Source organism: Crassaminicella profunda, assembly GCF_019884785.1.
Taxonomy (GTDB): Bacteria; Bacillota; Clostridia; order Peptostreptococcales; family Thermotaleaceae; genus Crassaminicella; species Crassaminicella profunda.
In genome coordinates, this window is record NZ_CP082326.1 from 4,545,629 (window position 1) to 4,566,653 (window position 21,025).

At 30.0% G+C, this 21,025-nt stretch carries 16 protein-coding genes and 1 pseudogene; 16 read left to right on the forward strand and 1 reads right to left on the reverse strand.

What is annotated here, in order from left to right; genetic code table 11:
- Positions 1-10: 10 nt before the first annotated feature.
- The 13 genes and pseudogenes from K7H06_RS20980 to K7H06_RS21040 all read left to right on the forward strand — a co-directional run bounded on the left by K7H06_RS20980 (position 11) and on the right by K7H06_RS21040 (position 15,622).
- On the forward strand, positions 11-1,186 hold the full coding sequence (locus K7H06_RS20980) for a toxic anion resistance protein (protein WP_223037940.1): 1,176 nt from the start codon (positions 11-13) through the stop codon (positions 1,184-1,186).
- Between the two features lie 16 nt (positions 1,187-1,202).
- Positions 1,203-2,006, forward strand: a complete 804-nt coding sequence (locus K7H06_RS20985) for a hypothetical protein (RefSeq protein WP_223037941.1) — start codon at positions 1,203-1,205, stop codon at positions 2,004-2,006.
- Positions 1,987-2,541: a TerD family protein gene (locus K7H06_RS20990; RefSeq protein ID WP_223037942.1), complete on the forward strand. Its 555-nt coding sequence runs from the start codon at positions 1,987-1,989 to the stop codon at positions 2,539-2,541. Before K7H06_RS20985 ends, K7H06_RS20990 begins: the two co-directional genes overlap by 20 nt.
- 181 nt (positions 2,542-2,722) lie before the next feature.
- Positions 2,723-3,280, forward strand: coding sequence for a TetR/AcrR family transcriptional regulator (locus K7H06_RS20995; protein WP_223037943.1), 558 nt, complete (start codon positions 2,723-2,725; stop codon positions 3,278-3,280).
- A gap of 33 nt (positions 3,281-3,313) precedes the next feature.
- Complete coding sequence (locus K7H06_RS21000) at positions 3,314-4,489, forward strand: efflux RND transporter periplasmic adaptor subunit (RefSeq protein ID WP_223037944.1); 1,176 nt, start codon at positions 3,314-3,316, stop codon at positions 4,487-4,489.
- Positions 4,489-7,584 (forward strand): efflux RND transporter permease subunit, encoded by a 3,096-nt coding sequence (locus tag K7H06_RS21005; RefSeq protein WP_223037945.1) that lies wholly within the window; start codon positions 4,489-4,491, stop codon positions 7,582-7,584. Before K7H06_RS21000 ends, K7H06_RS21005 begins: the two co-directional genes overlap by 1 nt.
- A gap of 87 nt (positions 7,585-7,671) precedes the next feature.
- The gene (locus K7H06_RS21010) at positions 7,672-9,762 is read left to right on the forward strand and encodes a sensor domain-containing protein (RefSeq protein ID WP_223037946.1); all 2,091 of its coding nucleotides are present in this window, start codon (positions 7,672-7,674) and stop codon (positions 9,760-9,762) included.
- Between the two features lie 140 nt (positions 9,763-9,902).
- Positions 9,903-10,622, forward strand: a complete 720-nt coding sequence (yabG, locus tag K7H06_RS21015) for a sporulation peptidase YabG (RefSeq protein WP_223037947.1) — start codon at positions 9,903-9,905, stop codon at positions 10,620-10,622.
- Positions 10,623-10,756: 134 nt separating this feature from the next.
- On the forward strand, positions 10,757-12,166 hold the full coding sequence (locus K7H06_RS21020) for a recombinase family protein (RefSeq protein ID WP_223037948.1): 1,410 nt from the start codon (positions 10,757-10,759) through the stop codon (positions 12,164-12,166).
- Positions 12,167-12,457: 291 nt separating this feature from the next.
- A complete protein-coding gene (locus tag K7H06_RS21025) occupies positions 12,458-13,636 on the forward strand; it encodes an acetyl-CoA C-acetyltransferase (RefSeq protein WP_223037949.1) in 1,179 nt (392 codons plus the stop codon).
- A gap of 109 nt (positions 13,637-13,745) precedes the next feature.
- Positions 13,746-14,486, forward strand: coding sequence for a YkgJ family cysteine cluster protein (locus K7H06_RS21030; RefSeq protein WP_223037950.1), 741 nt, complete (start codon positions 13,746-13,748; stop codon positions 14,484-14,486).
- Between the two features lie 60 nt (positions 14,487-14,546).
- Positions 14,547-14,726 (forward strand): annotated as a pseudogene (locus tag K7H06_RS21035) (sporulation peptidase YabG); the annotation flags it as partial.
- 98 nt (positions 14,727-14,824) lie between these two features.
- Positions 14,825-15,622: a SpoIID/LytB domain-containing protein gene (locus K7H06_RS21040; protein ID WP_223037951.1), complete on the forward strand. Its 798-nt coding sequence runs from the start codon at positions 14,825-14,827 to the stop codon at positions 15,620-15,622.
- Here K7H06_RS21040 and K7H06_RS21045 read toward each other — a convergent pair.
- On the reverse strand, positions 15,541-16,719 hold the full coding sequence (locus K7H06_RS21045) for an MFS transporter (RefSeq protein WP_223037952.1): 1,179 nt from the start codon (positions 16,717-16,719) through the stop codon (positions 15,541-15,543). The two genes, K7H06_RS21040 and K7H06_RS21045, sit on opposite strands and share 82 nt — an antisense overlap.
- Before the next feature lie 261 nt (positions 16,720-16,980).
- Between K7H06_RS21045 and K7H06_RS21050 the strand changes: the two genes are divergently transcribed.
- The 3 genes from K7H06_RS21050 (at position 16,981) to K7H06_RS21060 (ending at position 21,002) form a co-directional block, all read left to right on the forward strand.
- Positions 16,981-17,877 (forward strand): DMT family transporter, encoded by an 897-nt coding sequence (locus tag K7H06_RS21050; RefSeq protein ID WP_223037953.1) that lies wholly within the window; start codon positions 16,981-16,983, stop codon positions 17,875-17,877.
- A gap of 143 nt (positions 17,878-18,020) precedes the next feature.
- A complete protein-coding gene (locus K7H06_RS21055; RefSeq protein ID WP_223037954.1) occupies positions 18,021-19,298 on the forward strand; it encodes a leucine-rich repeat domain-containing protein in 1,278 nt (425 codons plus the stop codon).
- A gap of 42 nt (positions 19,299-19,340) precedes the next feature.
- A complete protein-coding gene (locus K7H06_RS21060) occupies positions 19,341-21,002 on the forward strand; it encodes a leucine-rich repeat domain-containing protein (protein WP_223037955.1) in 1,662 nt (553 codons plus the stop codon).
- The last annotated feature ends 23 nt before the right edge of the window (positions 21,003-21,025 follow it).

A 21,025-nucleotide genomic window follows, 5' to 3' on the forward strand; every position in this document is an offset into this window, starting at 1 on the left:
GTGGAGGAAGATGAGTTTTCAAGATTTGTTAAATGAAGTAGAGGGAGAAGAAAATAAAGTAACCCTTCAAAAAAGTGAACAAGAAATAGAAAAAGATACGGCTTTGGTAGAATCAGCATCTAGTGAACCGGTAATTACGGTAGATTTATCCAAGTTTAATCAAGAGGATTTACAGAGAGTGGACAAGATAAAAGAAGAAATTAATGTAGGAAATTCTAATAGTATACCTTCCTTTGGAGCTGAAATCCAAGGAAATATTGCAAAATTTGCAGATGGCATATTAGAAGGGGTAAGAACGAAGGATACAGGTTTTGTTGGAAAGGACTTAACCTTATTATTATCAACTATTCAAGAAGTAGATATGGAAAAATTGCAGGAAAAGAAATCTATTACCAGCAAAATCCCTTTCTTTGGTAGGCTTAAAAAAAGTGTTGCTAATACAAAAACGCAATTAGAAAATGTTACGCAGACTGTAGATCGAATAGTTGTTTCATTAGATACAGCTAGAAAAGAGCTGATCAGAGATGTAAATGTGCTAGATTTATTGTACAACAAAAATTTAGAATATCTTCATCTTCTAGAGATGTATATTGCAGCAGGAGAAGTAAAATATAAAGAGCTTAGAGAAACTATTTTTGTACAGCTTAAAAATAGAGCTGAAGAAACAAGAGATATGTTAGATGTTCAAAAATATAATGATTTTGCTCAATTATTAAATGAGATGGAAAAAAGAATTCATGATTTGAAATTGAGTAGAGAAATTTCTATTCAGACCCTTCCACAAATAAGATTGATGCAAAATAACGATAAAATATTAGCCAATAAAATTCAATCGAGTATATTAACAACTATTCCTATTTGGAAGAATCAAATTGCCTTATCCATTTCTTTAACAAAACAAAAAACGGCTCTAGAGCTTCAAAAAAGGGTTTCAGATACAACGGAAAATATGTTAAAACAAAATGCAGAGCTTCTTAAAATGAATACTTTAGAAATTGCAAAAGAAAGTGAAAGAGGAATTATTAGTATGGATACACTGAAGGAAACTCATCAAAAGTTGATTGAAACCATTGAAGGATCTATGAAGATTTATGAAGAGGGTAGAGAAAAGAGAAATACAATAGAAAAAGAATTAATAGAACTTGAAAATACACAAAAACAAAAGCTATTAGGCTTTAAGAATTAGTAGTATAGGTGATCTGATGGATAAAAATGAATGCTTAAAGCTTATGAATCAGTATTTTCATATAGAAAGTCTTATTGTGAAATTAAAAAATCCTGATTTTAAATTAAAAAGTCATATATTCTACTACAACAATATCTTCAAAGAAGTGGATAAAATCGCTATTATGCAGGTTCGTTCTAAAAATTTAGAAGATGATATCTTATTTAATATATATTATGTTTCTGATGAATTTGAATCTCTTTTTCATGGATATTTTAGTATTGAGCCTTTATCAAAATCTGCGCAAAAAATTTTTAGAAATATAAGTAAAGTTTGTACGGATTTAGGAACTTATTTTTATTATGCTTATCAAAATAGTGATTTATTAAAGAAATATTTAATTGCTGGTAATTTTCAAAATAGCTTAGAGGAAAGTGATGATGATCTAAAAAAACAATTGGATGAAATAAAAAAAGAAATGTATATAGAAATTTCCCAGTATGAAACTAAAAAATTAGAACAAATTTTATTAAGAAGAGACTTTCTTAGAAAATATATAAAAAACTTTATAAAATTTAATGAGAAACCTTCTGAAGAAGTAAAAATGTTTTTGATGAGTATATTGACACGAAAAATGAAAAATCATATATGCTTTATGAACAATGAAAAAATTTTGAACACTTTTATTCATATAGATACGAAATCTATTACACTAAATAAGTATAAGAATTTGTCCATTTATGGGTTGATGGATCACGCTGTAGAAGAAAATTATATTTTATTTTTAAAGTTAGAATTTGATTTTGAAGGCGGAGATAATATTGGCAAAATCATTGGTTAAAGGTGAAAAAATTGTGATAGGAAAATTGAATGAAGGACTCAATCAGTTGAGGATGGGGGTAAAATTTGTAAATCCTATGGAGCCTTTGTTGGATATAGATATTTTTGCTTTTGTGATGGATGAAAAAAATTGTGTAAATAAGGAACAGATTATATTTTATAATAACCCTGTTATGGATAAAAGTATTAACTATGATGAAGATTATGGAGACGAGGAAAATAAAAAGACCTTTATAATTGATTTAAATAAGCTTCCTCAAGATATAAAAAAAATAGTTTTTGGTTGTTCTGTATATAAAGGTGAAAATATAGATGATGCTCAGACGTTGAATTTGATCTTTACAGCATTTGAGCAAATAACAAAAATGGAAATGTTTCAAATTCATGAGGAAATAGATGTGGCAAGCTGTGAGACTTTTTTATTTGGAGAGATTTATTTATATAAGGACTTGTGGAAATTTAATACAGTCCTCTATGAACATGAAAAGAATATATTAAGTGTATTAAAAAATTTATATGGAGTGAAATTTTATTAAGAGCATATGAATCAGTGTAGACGCCAAATATTCTTTATAGGATATTTGGCGTACATGCTTTAAAAAGCAAATAGGAAAAGAAAGATCTTGTTTGACAGTTGAGGAACAAAGTGCTAAAATCATATTGGTACTAAAAAAACTAAAATAGTTTTCATATTACACAAAGAAAGAAGTGATGTGTATGCGTATGCGAATCATCCAAGGAGCTATTGAAGAAACAGGAGAAAAGGGCATTAAATTTACTATGAATGACTTAGCTAAAAGACTAGGAGTAAGTAAAAGAACACTTTATGAAAATTTTAGTTCAAAGGAAAGTTTAATAGATGGGATTGTTGAGCATTTTTTTTCTACCATGAGAGAAAAAGAAGAAGAGATTATCAATGATTCCACTTTAAGTACGATAGAGAAATTAAAAGAAATTGCAATGATTCTTCCAAACTCTCCAAGACTTATGTATATCAGTAGATTTTATGAAATGAAGCAGTATTATCCAAAACAGTGGCAGAAGGTAGAACAATGGTTTGCTGAATGGTCACCAGAATTTGAATTAATCGAAGAAGGAATAGAGAGTGGAAAATTAAGAAGGGTAAATACCATTGTTTTTAGAAAAATGATTATTGAATCTATTATGGCACTGGCAGATAGAAGTTTTTTAATGAAAAATGATTTTACATTGAAAGAAGCACTTCATAATATGGTAGATATTATTTTATATGGATTGGTAGTAGATGAAAAATAATAGTGATGTTTTAAATGACAAGGGGGAACGATCATGAGACGAAAAATAACTGTTTTATTTGTATGTATTTTATGTATGCAACTTGTTTTAACAGGGTGCAGTTTAAAAGAAGATCAAACAGCAATGGCGCAAGTATTAAAGCCAGTAGTTGTAAAGGAAATAAAGGAAGCAACTTATTCTGATGAAATCGCTTTAAGTGGAAATATAAAGCCAACAAAAACTGTTAAGCTTGCTTATAAAATTCCAGGAGGGATTATTGAAAATATTTTTGTAAACGAAGGAGATTTTGTCGAGAAAGATCAACTAATTATGCAGCTCGATAGCTATGATTATCAATTGCAGATGCAAGCAGCAGAGGCCAAATGGGAATCTTCAAAATTAAAGATGGACAGTCAAATCCCATCAAAGACCAATCAAGCAAAAGCGTATTTAGATTTGGCAACAAAAAATTATGAAAGAATGAAAAATCTTTATGCAGAAGGAGCTGTTCCTACAGCTAAGATGGATGAAATTGAAGCAAAGTATATAGAAGCTACCAACAAATATCAAGAAGCCTTAGATGCAAAGGAATATACTAAAGTAGAGCTTGATCAGGCAGTAGCTGCAAAGGATTCTGCTCAGTCAAATTTAAATGATACAAAACTTGTAAGTCCTATTGATGGAATTGTTCTTAAAAAAATAGCTGAAGTTGGAGAAACGGCAGCTCAAGGATATCCCGTGATTGTTTTAGGACAATTAGATCAAGTGGAAATAGAAGTAGGTGTTGCAGATAGTAGCATCAATAAGATTCAAAAGGGACAAAAGGCGAAGGTGTATGTATATGGAATTGAAAAAGAATTTGAAGGAATTGTAAGTGAAGTAAGTGCACTAGCAGATACAGAAACAAGAACTTTTCCTGTAAAGGTAAAGATTGAAAATAAAGAGCATGAATTAAAACCTGGAATGGTAGGAAAGGTAAGTATTCCATTATCAGAGAAAAAATCTGTATTAATTCCAGTGGATGCTATTTTAAATATGCCTGAAGGGGTTATTGTATTTGTTTATTCAGAAAAAGAAGGAGCTGTTCATAAAAGAAAAATAACGGCAGGTGAAATTGTTGGAGATCAAGTAGAAGTAAAAGAAGGGTTGAAGATCGGAGAAAAAATTGTTGTAGAAGGACAATTCAAATTAAAGGATAATGATAAAATCAACGTGGAGGCGAGGAACTAATGGTAAAATGGAGCGTAAATCATAGAAGTATCGTCATGTTGATTTGTTTCTTTGTTTTCATTTCGGGAGTTCTTATTTATGGAGATATGGAAAGACAGGAAAATCCAAATGTTGTTGCCCCTAAAGGAATGGTGAAGTGCATTTATCCAGGAGCAAGTCCTGAGGATGTTGAAAAGCTAATCATAAAACCATTAGAAACAAAAATTAATGAAATATCAGAGATTAAAAAGCTTGAAAGCTTTGCACTGGATAGTGTAGGAGTTATAAAAGTAACGCTTGTAGATTTAAGTGATGATAAAATCGATAAGGTTTGGGATGATTTAAAGGATGATGTGGATGAGGTGAAAAAAGATTTGCCTCAGGAAGCTTGGGAACCAGAGATTCAAACAGATTTTACAGAAACTTATGGACTCCTTCTTGCTCTTACGGGAAAGGAATATACCTATGAAAATCTAAAAGAGGTTGCAGAAAATTTAAAGGATCAATTAGAAGAAGATCCAGATGTTAAAGCTGTGGATATTGATGGTGAAATTGATGAACAGATCCATATAAACTTAGATATGGTAAAGCTTGAGCAATATAAGATTGCGCCAAATACCATTGTAAAACTTATTAAAGCTCACAATGTAAATATTCCAGGCGGAAACTTAGAAATGGGGCATATAAAGGTTCCTGTTCAGACTTCTGGAGAATACAAAAATATGGCTCAATTAAAAAATACAGTGATTGGTGTATCTAAAAGTGGCAATCCTATTTATTTGAAGGATGTTGCACAAGTTGTAAAAACAGAAGAGAAAAAAGAAGTGTTTGACACTTTTAACAATGAAAAAGCCCTTGTAATAGGTGTGAAATATGCAGAAGGAAAGAACATGGTTAAGATAGGAAAAAGGTTAAATGTTATTGTAGAGGACTTTAAAGGGGAACTCTATGAAGGCATGGATCTTACCATATTTACAGATCAAGCAGATTATGTAAATGGTGCTATAAAACTGTTTGAAAGTAATTTAATATCCGCTATTATTCTTGTGGTTTTAGTAGTACTCATAGCCATGGGATCAAGAAGTGCCTTAGTGGTATCTAGTTCTATTCCTTTAATTATAATGAGTGTTTTCGTATATATGAAGCTCAATGGTATGCAGCTCCATCAAGTATCTATTGCTTCCTTGATTATTTCTTTAAGTTTACTAGTTGCCAATGGTATTGTTGCCAATGATAGTATGTATCTTTATTTGGAAAGAGGATTTGATAGAGAAACTGCTTGTATAAGAGGTGCCAATGAAGTAAAAATTGCTATTCTTACATCAACACTTACAAGTATTGCTTCGTTTTTACCACTTGCTATGATGCAGGGGGTAGCTGGAAAATTCGTAAAAAGTTTACCTATATTGGTTTCAGTTGCACTTTTTAGTTCCTATCTTACATCCCTTACTATGGTACCTGCACTAGGATATACTTTTTTGCAGGTAAAAGGGGAAGGGAAAAAGAAAAATATATTCTTTAGAAAATTAGAAAAATATATAGATATTGATAAAGTTTCAAAAAAAGTTTTAGAAAAATATAAGGCGAGCCTAGGGCGAGGACTGAAAAGGCCAAAGATAATTATTGGTGTTGCTCTAGCTGTATTTGTTGTGAGTCTTGCCATTATTCCTAGTCTTGGTGTTCAATTATTCCCCCCTGTAGAAAGGGATCAATATATTATTGATGTAGCCGTAAAACAGGGAAGTACAGCAGAAAGAACAGGAGAAATTGTAGAAAAAATAGGAAATATCCTTTCAAAAGAGCAGTCAGTAGATTCTTTTATGGCAAAGGTGGGTGATGGACCACTAAAATATTATGTAACCTTTGTACCCAATACGGTAGCAAGTAATAAAGCTCAATTTATTGTCAATGGAAAACAAAAAGATATTGAGCATATACAAAACCTTCTAGATAGTAAAGTACCTGGAGCAAGAATTAATGTAAGAAAGCTTGAAAATGCTATGCCTGTTGATTTTCCTATTGAGGTAAGAATATCAGGAGAAGATATAGATCTTCTTAAAAAAGCAGCTGTTGATGTAAAAAATATAGTAGAGGAAGTCCCTGGAGGAAAAAATGTTCAGGATACCTTTGGACTTGATTCTTATAAACTAAACGTTAATGTCAATGAGGAAAAAGCAAATCTTGTAGGTCTTAGCAATTATGATATTGCAGCTACAGTGAGAATGGCCATCAATGGCTATGAAGTAACTAAATTAAAGCAAGAGCATATTGATGATGATGATCTTCCTGTTGTTATGAAGATCCCTGATAAAAACAAACATAATAAAGAAATACTAGAGGATATTTTCTTTACCTCTACTATTACAGAGAAGAATGTTCCTATCAAACAAATTGCTACGATAGAAAATGAATTTGCTTTAAATAAAATTGTAAGACGTAATACGAAAAGAACGATTACTATAGGTTTGTTTGTTAAGGAAGGATACAATACAGAAGCTGTTCAGAAAAAAGTAGAAGAGGTATTAAAGAAATATGAATTGCCAAAGGGATATACCATGGAATTTGGAGGAGCAAGTGAAGAAAGAAATGATGCTTTCACATCTATGAAAGTTCCTTCTATTATTGCAGTAGCCATTATTTATTTAATATTGGTTATGCAGTTTGGAGATCTTCGTGAACCTTTTATCATTATGGGAACCATTCCCCTATCCTTCATAGGTATAATATGGGGGTTAAAGATTACAGGATATCCAATAGGATTTATGGCACTCCTTGGAGCCATCAGTCTCATGGGGGTTGTTGTAAATAATGGGATTGTTCTTCTTGATTATATAAAGCTACTGAAAAATGAACATGATTCTTTACGAGATGCTGTTATAGAAGCTTGTGCTACAAGAATTAGACCTATTATGATTGGTATGATTACTACTGTTATTTCACTGATTCCTTTAGGACTTTCAGGAGGACTATTGTGGGCGCCAATGGCTTATTCTATTATTTTCGGTATGATGGTTTCATCAGTCCTTACACTGTATGTGATTCCATCTGCGTATTTAATCATAGAAGGAGAACAATCAATATTTAAAAAATTAGTTGTTTACATGCAATCAAAATAACCCTAATGAGGGTTATTTTTTTACCTATAAGTTATCACTTTCATATACTGATAATAGGAAGATGATGTTTTATTAGGAGGTAAAGATGTGAAAGATGATAACCAAATTATTTTTCTGAAAAAGTGTGAAGATGAATTAAAATTAAGAAATTCATACTTTGAAAAATTGTTTGAAAAATCTCCAGAAGCCATTGCAATACTGGATAATCATTCAAATGTTTTGAAGGTAAATGAGGGGTTTGAGACATTATTTCAATATAAAATTGAAGAGGTAAAAGGGACTAATATCCAACGGGTTATTTGTCCAAAATCACTATATGATGAGGCTCACAGTATGGCTAATACAACAGAAAATGGTGGTTTTTTTAGGATAGAAAGTAAACGAAAACGAAAAGATGGAAAAATTTTAGATATAGAAATTTTTGGTTATCCTATTGTGAGTGATGATCGGCAGGTAGGTATATATGCTATTTATAAAGATATAACAGAAAAAAAGAGATTTGAAAGAAAACTAAAATTATTTGTTAAAGTTTTAGAAAATAATACAGAAGGTGTATTAATTGCAGATAGAGAAGGAAATATTGTATGGATCAATCAGGCATTTACAGAGATTACCGAGTATGGAGAGAAAGAAATTCTAGGGAAGAATTATTGGGCATTGAATGGGACAAATGATGAGATGAATAAAAAAATAAAAAACCATTTAGTAAAAAAGGGAATGTGGAAAGGTGAAATTTTGAGTAGGCGAAAAGATGGAGAAATCTATCCACAAAATATTAACCTATTTATAATAGAGAGTAAAGAAAAACAAAGTTATTTTGCTGTAATTGTTAGAGATATTACAGATCATAAAATAAAAGAACAGAAAATTAATTATTTAGCTTTTCGAGATTTTTTAACGGGTTTATATAATAGAGCATTTTTCATTGGAAAACTTAATTATATAGTAATCAATGCCTGTAGTAAAAAAGAAAAAGTAGCAGTACTTTTTATAGATTTAGATGGGTTTAAAAACATTAATGACCATTTAGGACATGCAATTGGAGATCTATTGCTTCAAAAGGCAGCTAAAAGAATAAAATCATGTGTTCGAGAATGTGATATTGTGGCTCGAATTGGAGGGGATGAGTTCACTATATTGTTGACGCAGATGGACAATACAGAAAATGCAACAAAGATAGCAGAAAGAATGATTTACTTTTTTGAAAAACCATTTTTGGTGAAGGATCATAAAGTATATGTAGATATTAGTGTTGGTATTGCAGTATATCCTGATGATGGGATGGATACAGATACGTTGATGATTCATGCAGATCTTGCAATGTATAAAGCAAAAGAAAGTAAAGGGAATAAAATCGAAAGATTTTCTCCTATTTTAAATGAACAAGCAAAAGAACAATTCATATTAGAAAATCTTCTAAAAGAAGCATTAAAAAGAAATGAATTGTTACTTTATTATCAGCCTATTATAGATATGCATACAGGAAAAATGATTGGAGCAGAGACCCTCTTAAGATGGAAAACAAAAGAATTGGGATTTGTTCCACCAGACAAGTTTATTCCTATAGCAGAAAGTAATGGGCTCATTTTCTCTATTGGAGAATGGGTGCTAAAAAATGCTTGCAGACAGAATAAAAAGTGGCAAGATAGTGGAAATATCCCTATATATGTATCTGTCAATATATCTATTCGACAATTAGAGCAAAAAGATTTTTCAGATAGAGTTAAGAATATACTTTTAGAGACTGGGCTAGAAGCTAAATATTTAGAATTAGAGATAACAGAGAGTATTTCGGCAGAGAATATTCATAATATTGTTAGTATTTTTGAGAAACTAAACCAATTAGGGATAAAATTATCTATTGATGATTTTGGTACAGGTTATTCGTCTTTAAGTCAATTAAGTAGACTACCTATTAGTAAATTGAAAATAGATAAAAGCTTTGTAAATGATATTCATATAGAGATGAATAATACAGCTATTGTTACTACAATTATTGGAATGGCTAAGACTTTGAAATTTGAGGTAGTTGCAGAAGGGATAGAGACAGAAGAACAATTATGCTTTTTAAGAGATACAAAATGTGATATGGGGCAGGGTTATTTATTTAGTCCACCTGTACCAAGAAATCAATTTGAAGAATTTTTAAAAAAGAAAAATTGTTTTATAAAAAAATGATGGAATAATTGGTGAAGGATGTGCTTCACCAATTATTTTGAAAAAAATAGAAATATTCTATTTAAAAGTGAGTATGCACCACCCTTGTAGAGAATACATATTATATATTACAGGAGATTCTATTTGGGAGGACAGATTACATGAGGAATTTAAGGATAGGCGACTTGGTAGTGAGACGATCCTATGGGTTTGATATAGTATTCAGAGTCATTGATAGGATAAGGACTTATGGTAGGAAGAAAATAGTTATACTAAAAGGAATAAACTTTAGAATTATAGCAGATGCTCCTGAAACAGATTTATACCGACTGCCCCTAAGTAGAATAGATGATTATAATAGATCTTTTAATGAAAAAATTACAAAGATGATAGACAAAATCATGGGGGAAAGAAAGAAAAAAAATGAAAAAGATGTGGATGACATAAAGAATCTGTCTGATTCATTAAATACGGCAATGCCCTTTGGAAAATCAGGTAGGGTATTGCACATAGATGGAGATGCAGAATATTTGGATATATGTCTAAAGACTTACAAACAGTTAGAAATAAATGTTGTAGGAAAACAAATAGCAGAGTCAGAGCAACCAAAGGTTGTACTTGACTTGTTAAGAGAGCATGCTCCAGATATTTTAGTGATTACAGGGCATGATGGGATTTTAAAAGAAAAGGAAGACTACGCAAATATTGAAAATTATAGAAATTCTATGTATTTTATAGAAGCTGTAAAAGAGGCAAGAAAGTATGAGTCCAGTATGGATGATCTTGTAATTTTTGCGGGAGGTTGTCAATCTTACTATGAAGGACTATTAAATGCTGGAGCAAATTTTGCAAGTTCACCCCATAGGGTACTAATGGAGTAGTGAATGTAGAAAGGAGGGTGGGGAATGACAAATAAAATGAAAGTAACCCATCAGTTTTCAGGAGAAAAAAGCTTAAAAGAAGTTTTAAAGGAATTGATTATATTGAAGATTAAAAATAAATAGGAGGGTTTATTTTGAGATGTGCTGTATATGTAAGGGTTTCTACAGATATGGAGACACAAAAGACAAGTATTGCACATCAGAAAAATTATTTTGAAAAATACATTGAGGATAGAAATTGGAAGCTTTATAAAATCTATCAGGATATTGAAAGTGGAAGAAGTATAAAGAATAGAGATGGATTACAAGCATTGATGGAGGATAGTAAAAAGAATGATTTTGATATGGTTCTTACAAAGAGCATTTCACGATTTGCTAGAAATACATTAGAAGGATTAATCCTTATTCGGGATTTAAAATCTAAAAACATAAGATTTATGACCATAGAGGATGGATTTGATTCAGAAGAATATGATGAATTTATGTTTACTTTACTCTTATCTATTGCACAAAAAGAATCTGAAAAAATGAGTGAACGTATTAAATTTGGGAAACTATGTAGAGCAAAAAAAGGGTATTATAATGGTAGCAATGCTCCTTATGGATATAAAAAAATTGATAAATACAATATGGTTCCTGCTGAGGATATTACTGAATTTGTCATTCGAAAAATATTTTCCATGTATTTAGAAGGCAAGGGATTATATAAAATAGCAAAGGAGTTGAATAATCAAGGTTATCCAACACCAAGTCAAGCAGCAGGGAAAAAAAATAGTGCATCTATTTGGCATCAAAGTACTATTCGAAAAATACTTTCAAATAGGTTTTACGTAGGAGATATGATTCAGAATAAAAAAAGTCAAGAAATGATTATTGTAAGGAATACCCATAAGCCTATTATAGATCTAGTAACTTTTGAAGAAGTCCAGAGGCGATTGAAGGAAAAAAGGAAAAAGGTTTTTAAAACGTCCCATCTTTTTTCTGGAATTTTAGTCTGTGGGGAATGTGGTAGTAGCATGCATTATAAAAAAGATAAAGAAACATATATTTGCGGAAAATTAAATAAAATGGGAAAGAAATATTGCCAAGGTGCATATATCAAAGAAGAGGTGCTAAAGAAGATTGTATGTAGACAATTAAAAAAAGTCATTCATGAAAATATATGTAAAAATAAATTGTTAAAAGAAATACAAAGTGAAATAAAAATAAAAGATGAAGGCGTTCATATTGGAAAGATTAATAAGAAGATAAATGAATTGGAACGAAAGAAAGATCGTGTGGTAGATCTATTAATAGATGAAATGATTGATCAAAAAATATATTTAAAAAAAATAAAAAAAATAGAAGGAGAAATAAAGATCAATGAAGAATATATGGAAAATATAGTTAAAAAATTCACAAATAGGAAAATGGCTATAGAAAATATCATTGATGGAATATTTATAATGGATACTATAGACACTCTTGATTTAAATAAATTAGTACAAAAGATTAAAGTATTCAAGAATAAGGAAGTGTTAATAGAATATACATTTCAGATATGATAGAATGATTATGCCACATACACTATGAACGCTAGAACCAATAATATAGGACTTACAAAAAAGTAGAAAAAATCACGAAATGTATACAAAACCGAACAAAGTGTATGGAAAAAAACACATATAGAGTAGATTTTGTAGAAAAATAAAAGAGGAATGATGACAAAATAATAAGATAAACCTTAAAAAATGGCGAAATAGCACAAAAAAATAATATTGGCATAAATATTGCATGTATCATGATGATGTGAACATGTAATAATAATTTTATATAAATAAAGGGAGGAAATATCCATGAGAGAAGTAGTAATAGCAAGTGCTGTAAGAACAGCTGTAGGAAGTTATGGGGGATCTTTAAAAGGTTTTAAACCAGCAGAATTAGGATCTATTGTAATTAAAGAAGCATTAAACAGAGCAAATGTTAAACCAGAGCAAGTAGAAGAAGTATTATTTGGTTGTGTATTACAAGCAGCACAAGGTCAAGGGGTAGCAAGACAGTCTGCAGTAAATGCAGGTATTCCTGTAGAAGTTCCAGCAGCAACTATTAATATTATTTGTGGTTCAGGATTAAGATCAGTATCTTTAGCAGCACAAACAATCATGGCAGGAGATAATGACATTGTAGTTGCTGGTGGTACAGAAGTAATGAGTTCAGCTCCATATGCTGTAGAAAAAGCAAGATGGGGACACAGAATGGGCGATGGAAAAATCGTTGATACAATGATCAAAGATGGACTATGGGATGCATTTAATAATTACCATATGGGTATTACTGCTGAGAATGTTGCAGAAAAATGGGGAATCACTAGAGAAGAACAAGATGCTTTTGCAGCACAAAGTCAAAATAGAGCAGAAAAAGCAAGAAAAGAAGGAAGATTTAAAGATGAAATCGTACCAGTAGAAATCAAAACTAAAAAAGGAACAATTGTATTTGATCAAGATGAATTCATCAGAGAAGGTGTAACAGTAGAAGGTATTGGTAAATTAAGACCAGCATTCAAAAAAGATGGTACTGTAACAGCTGGAAATGCATCTGGTATCAATGATGGTGCAGCAGCATTTGTAATCATGTCAAAAGAAAAAGCAGATGAACTAGGAATTAAGCCTTTAGCTACAATTGTATCAAATGCAACTGCAGGAGTTGATCCTTCAATCATGGGAGTAGGTCCTATTCCTTCTTCTAAGAAAGCTTTAGAAAAAGCTGGACTTACAGTAGCAGATATGGATTTAATTGAAGCAAACGAAGCTTTTGCAGCACAATCTATTGCAGTAGCAAGAGAACTTAACTTTGATATGGAAAAAGTAAATGTAAATGGTGGAGCTATTGCTATTGGTCATCCAATCGGAGCAAGTGGTGGAAGAATCTTAGTTACATTACTTCATGAAATGGAAAAAAGAGATGCTAAGAAAGGTCTTGCGACTCTTTGCATTGGTGGAGGAATGGGAACAGCTTTAGTTGTTGAAAGAAAATAAATAAAGTTTATTTGTAAGAGGATACCTTTGGTATCCTCTTTTTTTGGTTGATTTTACAAAAAAAGTGGTATAATACTATTATAGTTACAATGATACAAAGGAGTGTCTTATGAAAAAATTGTATTTAAAGAATATCAATCAAGCTATAAAAATAGCCCAAAACAATGTGTATTTTGATAGATTGTCTAAAATATATGATACTCTTCCAACGGGACGGTGCTTTGGATGTACCAAGTGTTGTATGGAATCTGTACATACTCATTTTATTGAGTTTTTAAATATATTCCATTATTTAAGAGAAAATAGACAATTATATGAAAAAATATTTCCTCAGATTATACAGTATTATTTTTTGGAGATGGTAAAAAAAGAGCATTGTCCGTTCTTAGATGAAGAAGGAAGGTGTACAATTTATGAGGTGAGACCTCTTGTTTGTAGAATGTTTGGACACCTAACAGAAAAAGAATATGAAGAGAGTTATAAAAATGTATTGCACCAAAATATAGAGATTATGAAAGTTTTTAAAAATAAATATAAAATTATGTTACCGGAAAATGTAGTGAATTATAAAATAGATTATTGCAGAAATTTTGAAGTAGATAAACAAATGACTAAAGATCAAAGACAAACATTGATTGATCAGATGTTTACAATGGAATCAGCTTTTTTTATGAGAGGACTGATTACAGAAGACTTTATAGACACTGGACTTGTATCCTGGTTTGTGTATACGGTTTTTGATATAGAAGAAGCAGGGGATTTAAGAGTTAAAATAATGAAAGAATATTTAGAAAGTGGTTATAGTGAAAGCTTAGAGGAGATTATGAAAAAAATAAAGGTATGTTTTTAAAAATGGAGATGTTAATGGAGAAGGAATCTATTAGCATCTTTTTTCTATTTTCTACACTTCATACTAATTCATTGTTTAGACCCTGTGTTTATATGTGAGAAAATTGCTTATACGAGTGTAGATAGATTTGTACCTATGGAAGAGGTTCTACACAATACAATTACAGGCATTCAGGGAGTAGGGGGACTACAGACAAGAGGAAAATATAGACGAGGATTTCCAAAGTCACCTTATCAATAACAAATTTGAAATACCCTATGAAAATACTAGTTCTCTAAGGAAGAATAAAACTTTGTTACAAAATGAAAGTTTTGTTCTTATTAAAGGAGGGTAAAAAGTTGAATGATCAGAATTTACCAATTTATGTTAAAATATATGACCATATTTTAAACAAAATTGTTTTAGAATCAATAGAGGAATTAGTGAAAAAAATGGTTGCTTCTCAAATACCTATAGCTTTTGAAATAGAAGCACTAAAAGCACAGTCAATTATTGCAAGAACTTTTATTGTAAGAAATACAAAGGCTCTTGGAGGAAGGGGCTGTTCAAAACATGAAGATGCGGATTTATGTACAGATGGACATTGTATAGAAAGGATTACCATAGAACAATTAAAGGAAAAATGGGGACTGGATTTTGAAAAGCATTGGCAAAAAATAGATTGTGTTGTTAAGGAGACAGAAGGAAAAATTATTACTATGAATAATAAACCCATCAATGCAAAATTTCATGCTACTTGTGGAGGCGCTACAGAGAATTCAGAAAATATAGAAGGGAATAAAACCTTGTATCTAAGAAAGGTACTATGTGAGTATTGTAGAAATTCTCCATATTATAAAAATTCTATGGAGTTGTCCTTAGAGGAAATAGAAAAAAGATTAAATATTAAGACCCTTAAACCATCTTCTGTGAAAGGGCCTGTCATGGAAGGGATTATAGAAGATATAGAAAGAGACGAAGAAGGTAGGATCGTAAGCCTTAAGATGGGTGGGAAAAAATTCAAAGGAACCGAAGTGATGAAATTGTTAGGGTTAAATTCAACAAGAGGTAACGATCATGAAGAACATTTTGATGATTTGTTTTCAGATAAAGAATTTCTAATGAAGAGTACTGTTAAGGCACCAATGAACATATAAATAATTAAACTGCTAAAGCCTAGTTCAATTCCCCAAATATCCCCAAGTTTTCCAACTGACCAGATGAAAATATATTGAAGGATTCCTCCAACCATACAGATCCATCCGATTAGGTCTGAACGATGATCCCCCAATTTTTCTTGCATCATAGACATGATGACTGGAAACATAGAAGAAGTGAAAAATCCTGTTAAACTAATAAATATCAACTCTTTTGTTATAATACCTAATAAAATCAATATGAAATTTCCAATAAAAGCAATAAGTATGCTCTTATAATAACTTACATAATCTAAAATTTTACTATAAATAAGTCTACCTACTGGAAAACCTGCAAGGAAAATAGTTAAATATTTTGCAGCTTGTATTTCTGATAGGTCTTTAGCAGCTCTTGCATAAATGACAAACCATGTACCTACACCATACTCCCAAATTTGAGCACATATAAATATAATAATAAACATCCAAACAATAAAGCTTTTAGAATTTAATTCATGCTCAGTAGTTTGTATGGATTGATTTTCTTGAATGCTTTGTTGTGTATTTGGCTGCTTATTAAAAAATAAAAGGAAAATCAAAATAAAGGCAGGAAAACTGGATGCCCCCAGGATACTTTGCCATGAAAATCCAATATGCATCAATTGACTAATAACAGTTGGGCCTATGCTCATACCTAGAGCAGCACCAAGGTGAAGCTTCATAAGCGCTTTTCCTCTATTGTTTTCAGCTAAAGCACCTGCATACATATTTAATGTGAGATTACAAACACCAAAACCAAACATAAAAAGAACAAATAGAGTATCAAATAAAAAAATATTTTTAACAAAGAACATACAAAAAATACTTATTCCACAGATCCCTAATCCTCCTATTAAGGATTTATGGTAACTCCATTTTTTTGAAATAAGCCCTGTCAAATAGATTGAAATTTGCATAACAATTCCAGATATAAGCACTAAGGTTGCAATATGACTGTAGTCAAGATGGTATTCCTGCTGAACAATAGAAAATATATTTGTACGTAGAGAGGTGATATAACATACTTCTCCATAAGCAAGAAAAAGTAAAAAAAGAATGATGTTTTTTGTACATTTCATGATAGTCGTCTCCTTTTGTGAAAGTATGGATGATTTTGCATGAATAAAATTTTATAAACGATAAGATTATTATAAACTATAGAAGAAAATACATCAATTAAGAAAATTTTTATATAAATAAAGAAAATAATTGAAAACTTTTTAAAAGAAATACAACCTTCAAAGATATAAAATTCTGTATATATGAAGAATTGGTTTTATTTGGTATAATGTAAAGAAGATACGCTTGAAAAAAAACATACTTAAACGAGGGGGATAAAAATGAAAAAAAAATCAGTATTAGCAGATTTTTCTCTTTTAATGGTTGCTTTTGTTTGGGGATCCACTTTTGCTGTGATTAAAGATGTTTTATCAGAAGCACAACCATTGAATATGATGGGGATACGATTTATCTTAGCCACAATTATTTTGTCTATTATGTTTCACAAAAAACTGAAAAAAACTACCAAGGAAGCTTTTAAGGGTGGGGTGATTATTGGACTATTTTTATTTGTTGCCATGGCAACTCAGACCATAGGGCTTCTTTATACTACTGCATCTAAACAAGCATTTTTAACAGGTACAAATGTAGTGATGGTTCCTTTTTTAGTATGGATGCTGCATAAAAAAAGACCAGATAGTTATTCTTTTATAGGTGCGTTTTTAGCTATTATAGGAATAGGCTTTTTAACTTTAGATGGATCTTTCTCATTTAGTACTTTTAATAAAGGAGATGTATTAACCCTGATCTGTGCTGTATTTTTTGCCTGCCATATTATATCTATTGGGTATTTTGCCAAGGATTATGATCCTGTTGTTTTAAGTATTGTACAGTTTGGTGTAACAGGTATTTTGTTTTCCGTAGCAGCTATGTTCTTTGAATCATTTACATTAAATGTAGGACCAGCTGTGATGAAAGCCATTATCTATTTAGCACTAGCAGGGACTGCTTTTGCTTATACAGTTCAAAATGTAGCTCAAAAGTATACCTCATCCTCTCATGCAGCCATTATCCTTTGTTTAGAATCTGTTTTTGGGAGTTTGTTAGCGGTGGTTTTATTAGGAGAAGTATTAACTATGAAGATGCTTATAGGATGTGTAATTATATTTGTAGGAATTATTATTACAGAGACAAAGCTTGAATTTATAAAGAAAAAGAATATGGATATTTCATTATAAAATTTAGAAATATTGCTTTAAAGAAAATTTAAACCTCCACTTGTAGAAGTGGGGGCTTTAAAGTAGGATATATGTTTTAAAAAAGCTTGAAAGAAAAAATAATTTATGGTTTAAAAGATTAGAATTATTTGTGAGGGGAAAGTATGGAGCAAATAAAGAAAAGTAAGTGGAGAAATCATAAAACGATGATATTTTTTATATTAATCATATCTAGTTTGTTTTATATAGCTGATAATGTTTTAATTAGTGAAAAATTTAGATATCTATATTTTTTAATATTATGCTTAATATCTTTTATTCCTAAAAATTATGAAGAGGTTAATAAAAAAGGCGGAAAAATAATTGCAATAGCTATTTGGATATGGATTATTGCTTCTTGGTTAGGGGTATATATCAGCCAATATATAGTAGGAATTATTTTGTCAGGAATTATGCTCATAATCTATATATTAGAAGATCCTCTAGAAAATAAAAAGAAAAAAATTATTGCCATTATATTAATGATTTCTTTAACCATAGGGTTAGATAATTATATCAATGAACATCAACTAGTAAAGGATATAGCGTTAAGACAATATATAAGAGAAAGAATTTCAAAACCTGTAGGATTATTGACACAAGGAGATTTTAATAAAATACAGAGAGTATTTATATACGAACCTATAAGAAATTTAGAGGGAATAGAAAATCTCAAAAACCTTCAGGATGTGGATTTATCTGTAGAGAATATAAAAGATTTTAAGCCATTGATGAAAGTAAAGAAATTAAGAAGTTTAGAGATAGATCATATAAAAGAGAATGATTTAGATTTCTTGAAAGAATTAAAGTCCCTTTTAGGATTAGAATTAGAGTTTGATAATAGTTATACTGGGGTTATTCCTATAGATGGATTAGAACAATTAAAGATATTAAGAATTAAAAATATAAAAATAAAAGATTTCAATAATTTTAGCAAACTAAAAAACCTTGAAGAGTTAGAAATCAGAGATAGCCAAATCCATAATTTAGCTGGGATAAAAGATATAAAAAATCTAAAAACGTTAGATTTATGTAATAGCAAAATAGAAAATATGGAGGGGGTAAGTGAGACAAAAGCATTAGAAAGAATATATTTATCAGGAAGTGAATTTGATCATTCTAAAAAATTAATTCATGAAACTTTAAAAAGACTGGATATAGGAAATTCTAATATAAAAGATATAAGCTTTATTAGTGAGCTAAAAACATTAGAATATTTAGACTTATCCCATAATGATATAAAAGATTTAACACCATTAAGGGAAATGAAAAATTTAAAAGAATTAAATTTAGAGTGTAATCCGGATTTAGAAGATTTATCATCTATAGAAAATTTAGGGAACATTTATAACTTAAACATAAGATTTACAAAGGCTTATTTGAAAAATAATAAGAAAAAATAGTTTTTTATTGAAGAGAATGTGAGTGCTTGTAGGAGGAGTCAGATGGAAGAGAATCAAGAGATAGGATGGGCAGAAAGAATACAATCTATTTTAGGAAAGATTATGGTACTTTTATATGTAGTTGTGAATATAAAGAATGGTTCTAGTGCATGGTTTTTTTCATGGGGGGTTATACTTTTTTGCTTTGTATTTATAAAATATAAGGTAAATAGATTAGAAAGTATCTTTGTGATTGGTATATTTTTTATATATTATTTATTAAAAAAGCTTGATATTTATTATGTAAATGAAATTATTGTAAGCAATTCCATTGCTCTATTTGGATTTATGGTAATGATGATCGATTGGAAAGAAAGATATAGATTTATAAAAATAATATGCTTTTTACTAGTTATTCCAATTATTTCATATGCAAGTTATTATGTGAAAAAAGATAAAATTATTAAAGATTCATATTTAGAAAAAACGATTTTAAGACAATTAGATCAAGGTGATAAAAAAATTAATATTGAAGATTTAGAAAAAATAGAACAATTAAATCTTGAAGATGAAGTGATGGAATTAGAGGGAATAGAAAACTTAAAAAATTTAAGAGAACTAGAAATAGATTGTGATGATTTGTATGAGTACTCAAGGTTAGGAGAACTTAAAAATTTGAAAATTCTTTGGCTGTATAATGTAAAAGGAAAAGAATTATCATTTTTGAAAAATCTGTCTCATTTAGAAGAATTAAATATTTCCTTTGATGATAAAAATACAAAGAATATCCTATTGCCAAAGAGTTTAAAAAGATTATTCATAACAATGGAAGATAATATAAATTTATCTTTTATTGAAACAGCATCCAATTTAGAAGAATTAAATTTATCAGAAACACAAATAAAGGATTTTACCTTTTTATCACATTTAAAAAATCTAAAGAAGTTCAATATTAGTCAGACCTATATAAAAGACCTAGAGGGAATAGAAAAACTTGTATCATTAGAGGAATTAGATATATCAAGGAATAATATAAAAGATTTAGAACCATTGAGAAATCTCACAAATCTAAAGAAGTTAAATCTTCACAATGATATTGAAATAAATGATATTTCTGTTATTAAAGATTTAATCAATCTTGAAGAATTAAATTTAAGCCAGTGTAGGGTCAAGGATTTTAAGCCATTAGAAAACCTAAAAAACCTTAAAGCGTTAAATATTGATGATAATTTACCGTATAATACAAAGGAAAAGAAGTTAGTATTTCCTAAAAACATAGAACGGGTTGGTGCTTTAACCAATTTGAAAGAACTTCATGTGACTGGATTAGGACTAAAGAATTTAGAATTTGCAAAAGAATTAAGGGAATTAGAAATATTATATGCCAAAAGAAATGAAATAGAAAGTATAGAAGAAATTCAAAGATTAAAAAATCTAAAATGTGTAGATTTGTATCAAAATAAAATTAAAGATATTGTGCCTATTGCTGCTTTGACCCATCTAGAGGAATTGGATTTAATAGGCAATGAGATAGTAGATATAACTCCTTTAGAGAAATTAACAAATTTAAGAAATTTGGATTTAAGCAGTAATCAGATCGTAGATATAAGTTCTCTTAGGAATATGAAGAAATTAGAGTACGTAGGATTATATCAGAACAATATTAGGGATTATTCACCTATAAAGCATTTAGGTAAAATATATGAGAAATATACAAATGATTAAGATAAAGATCTATTCCAATAGGG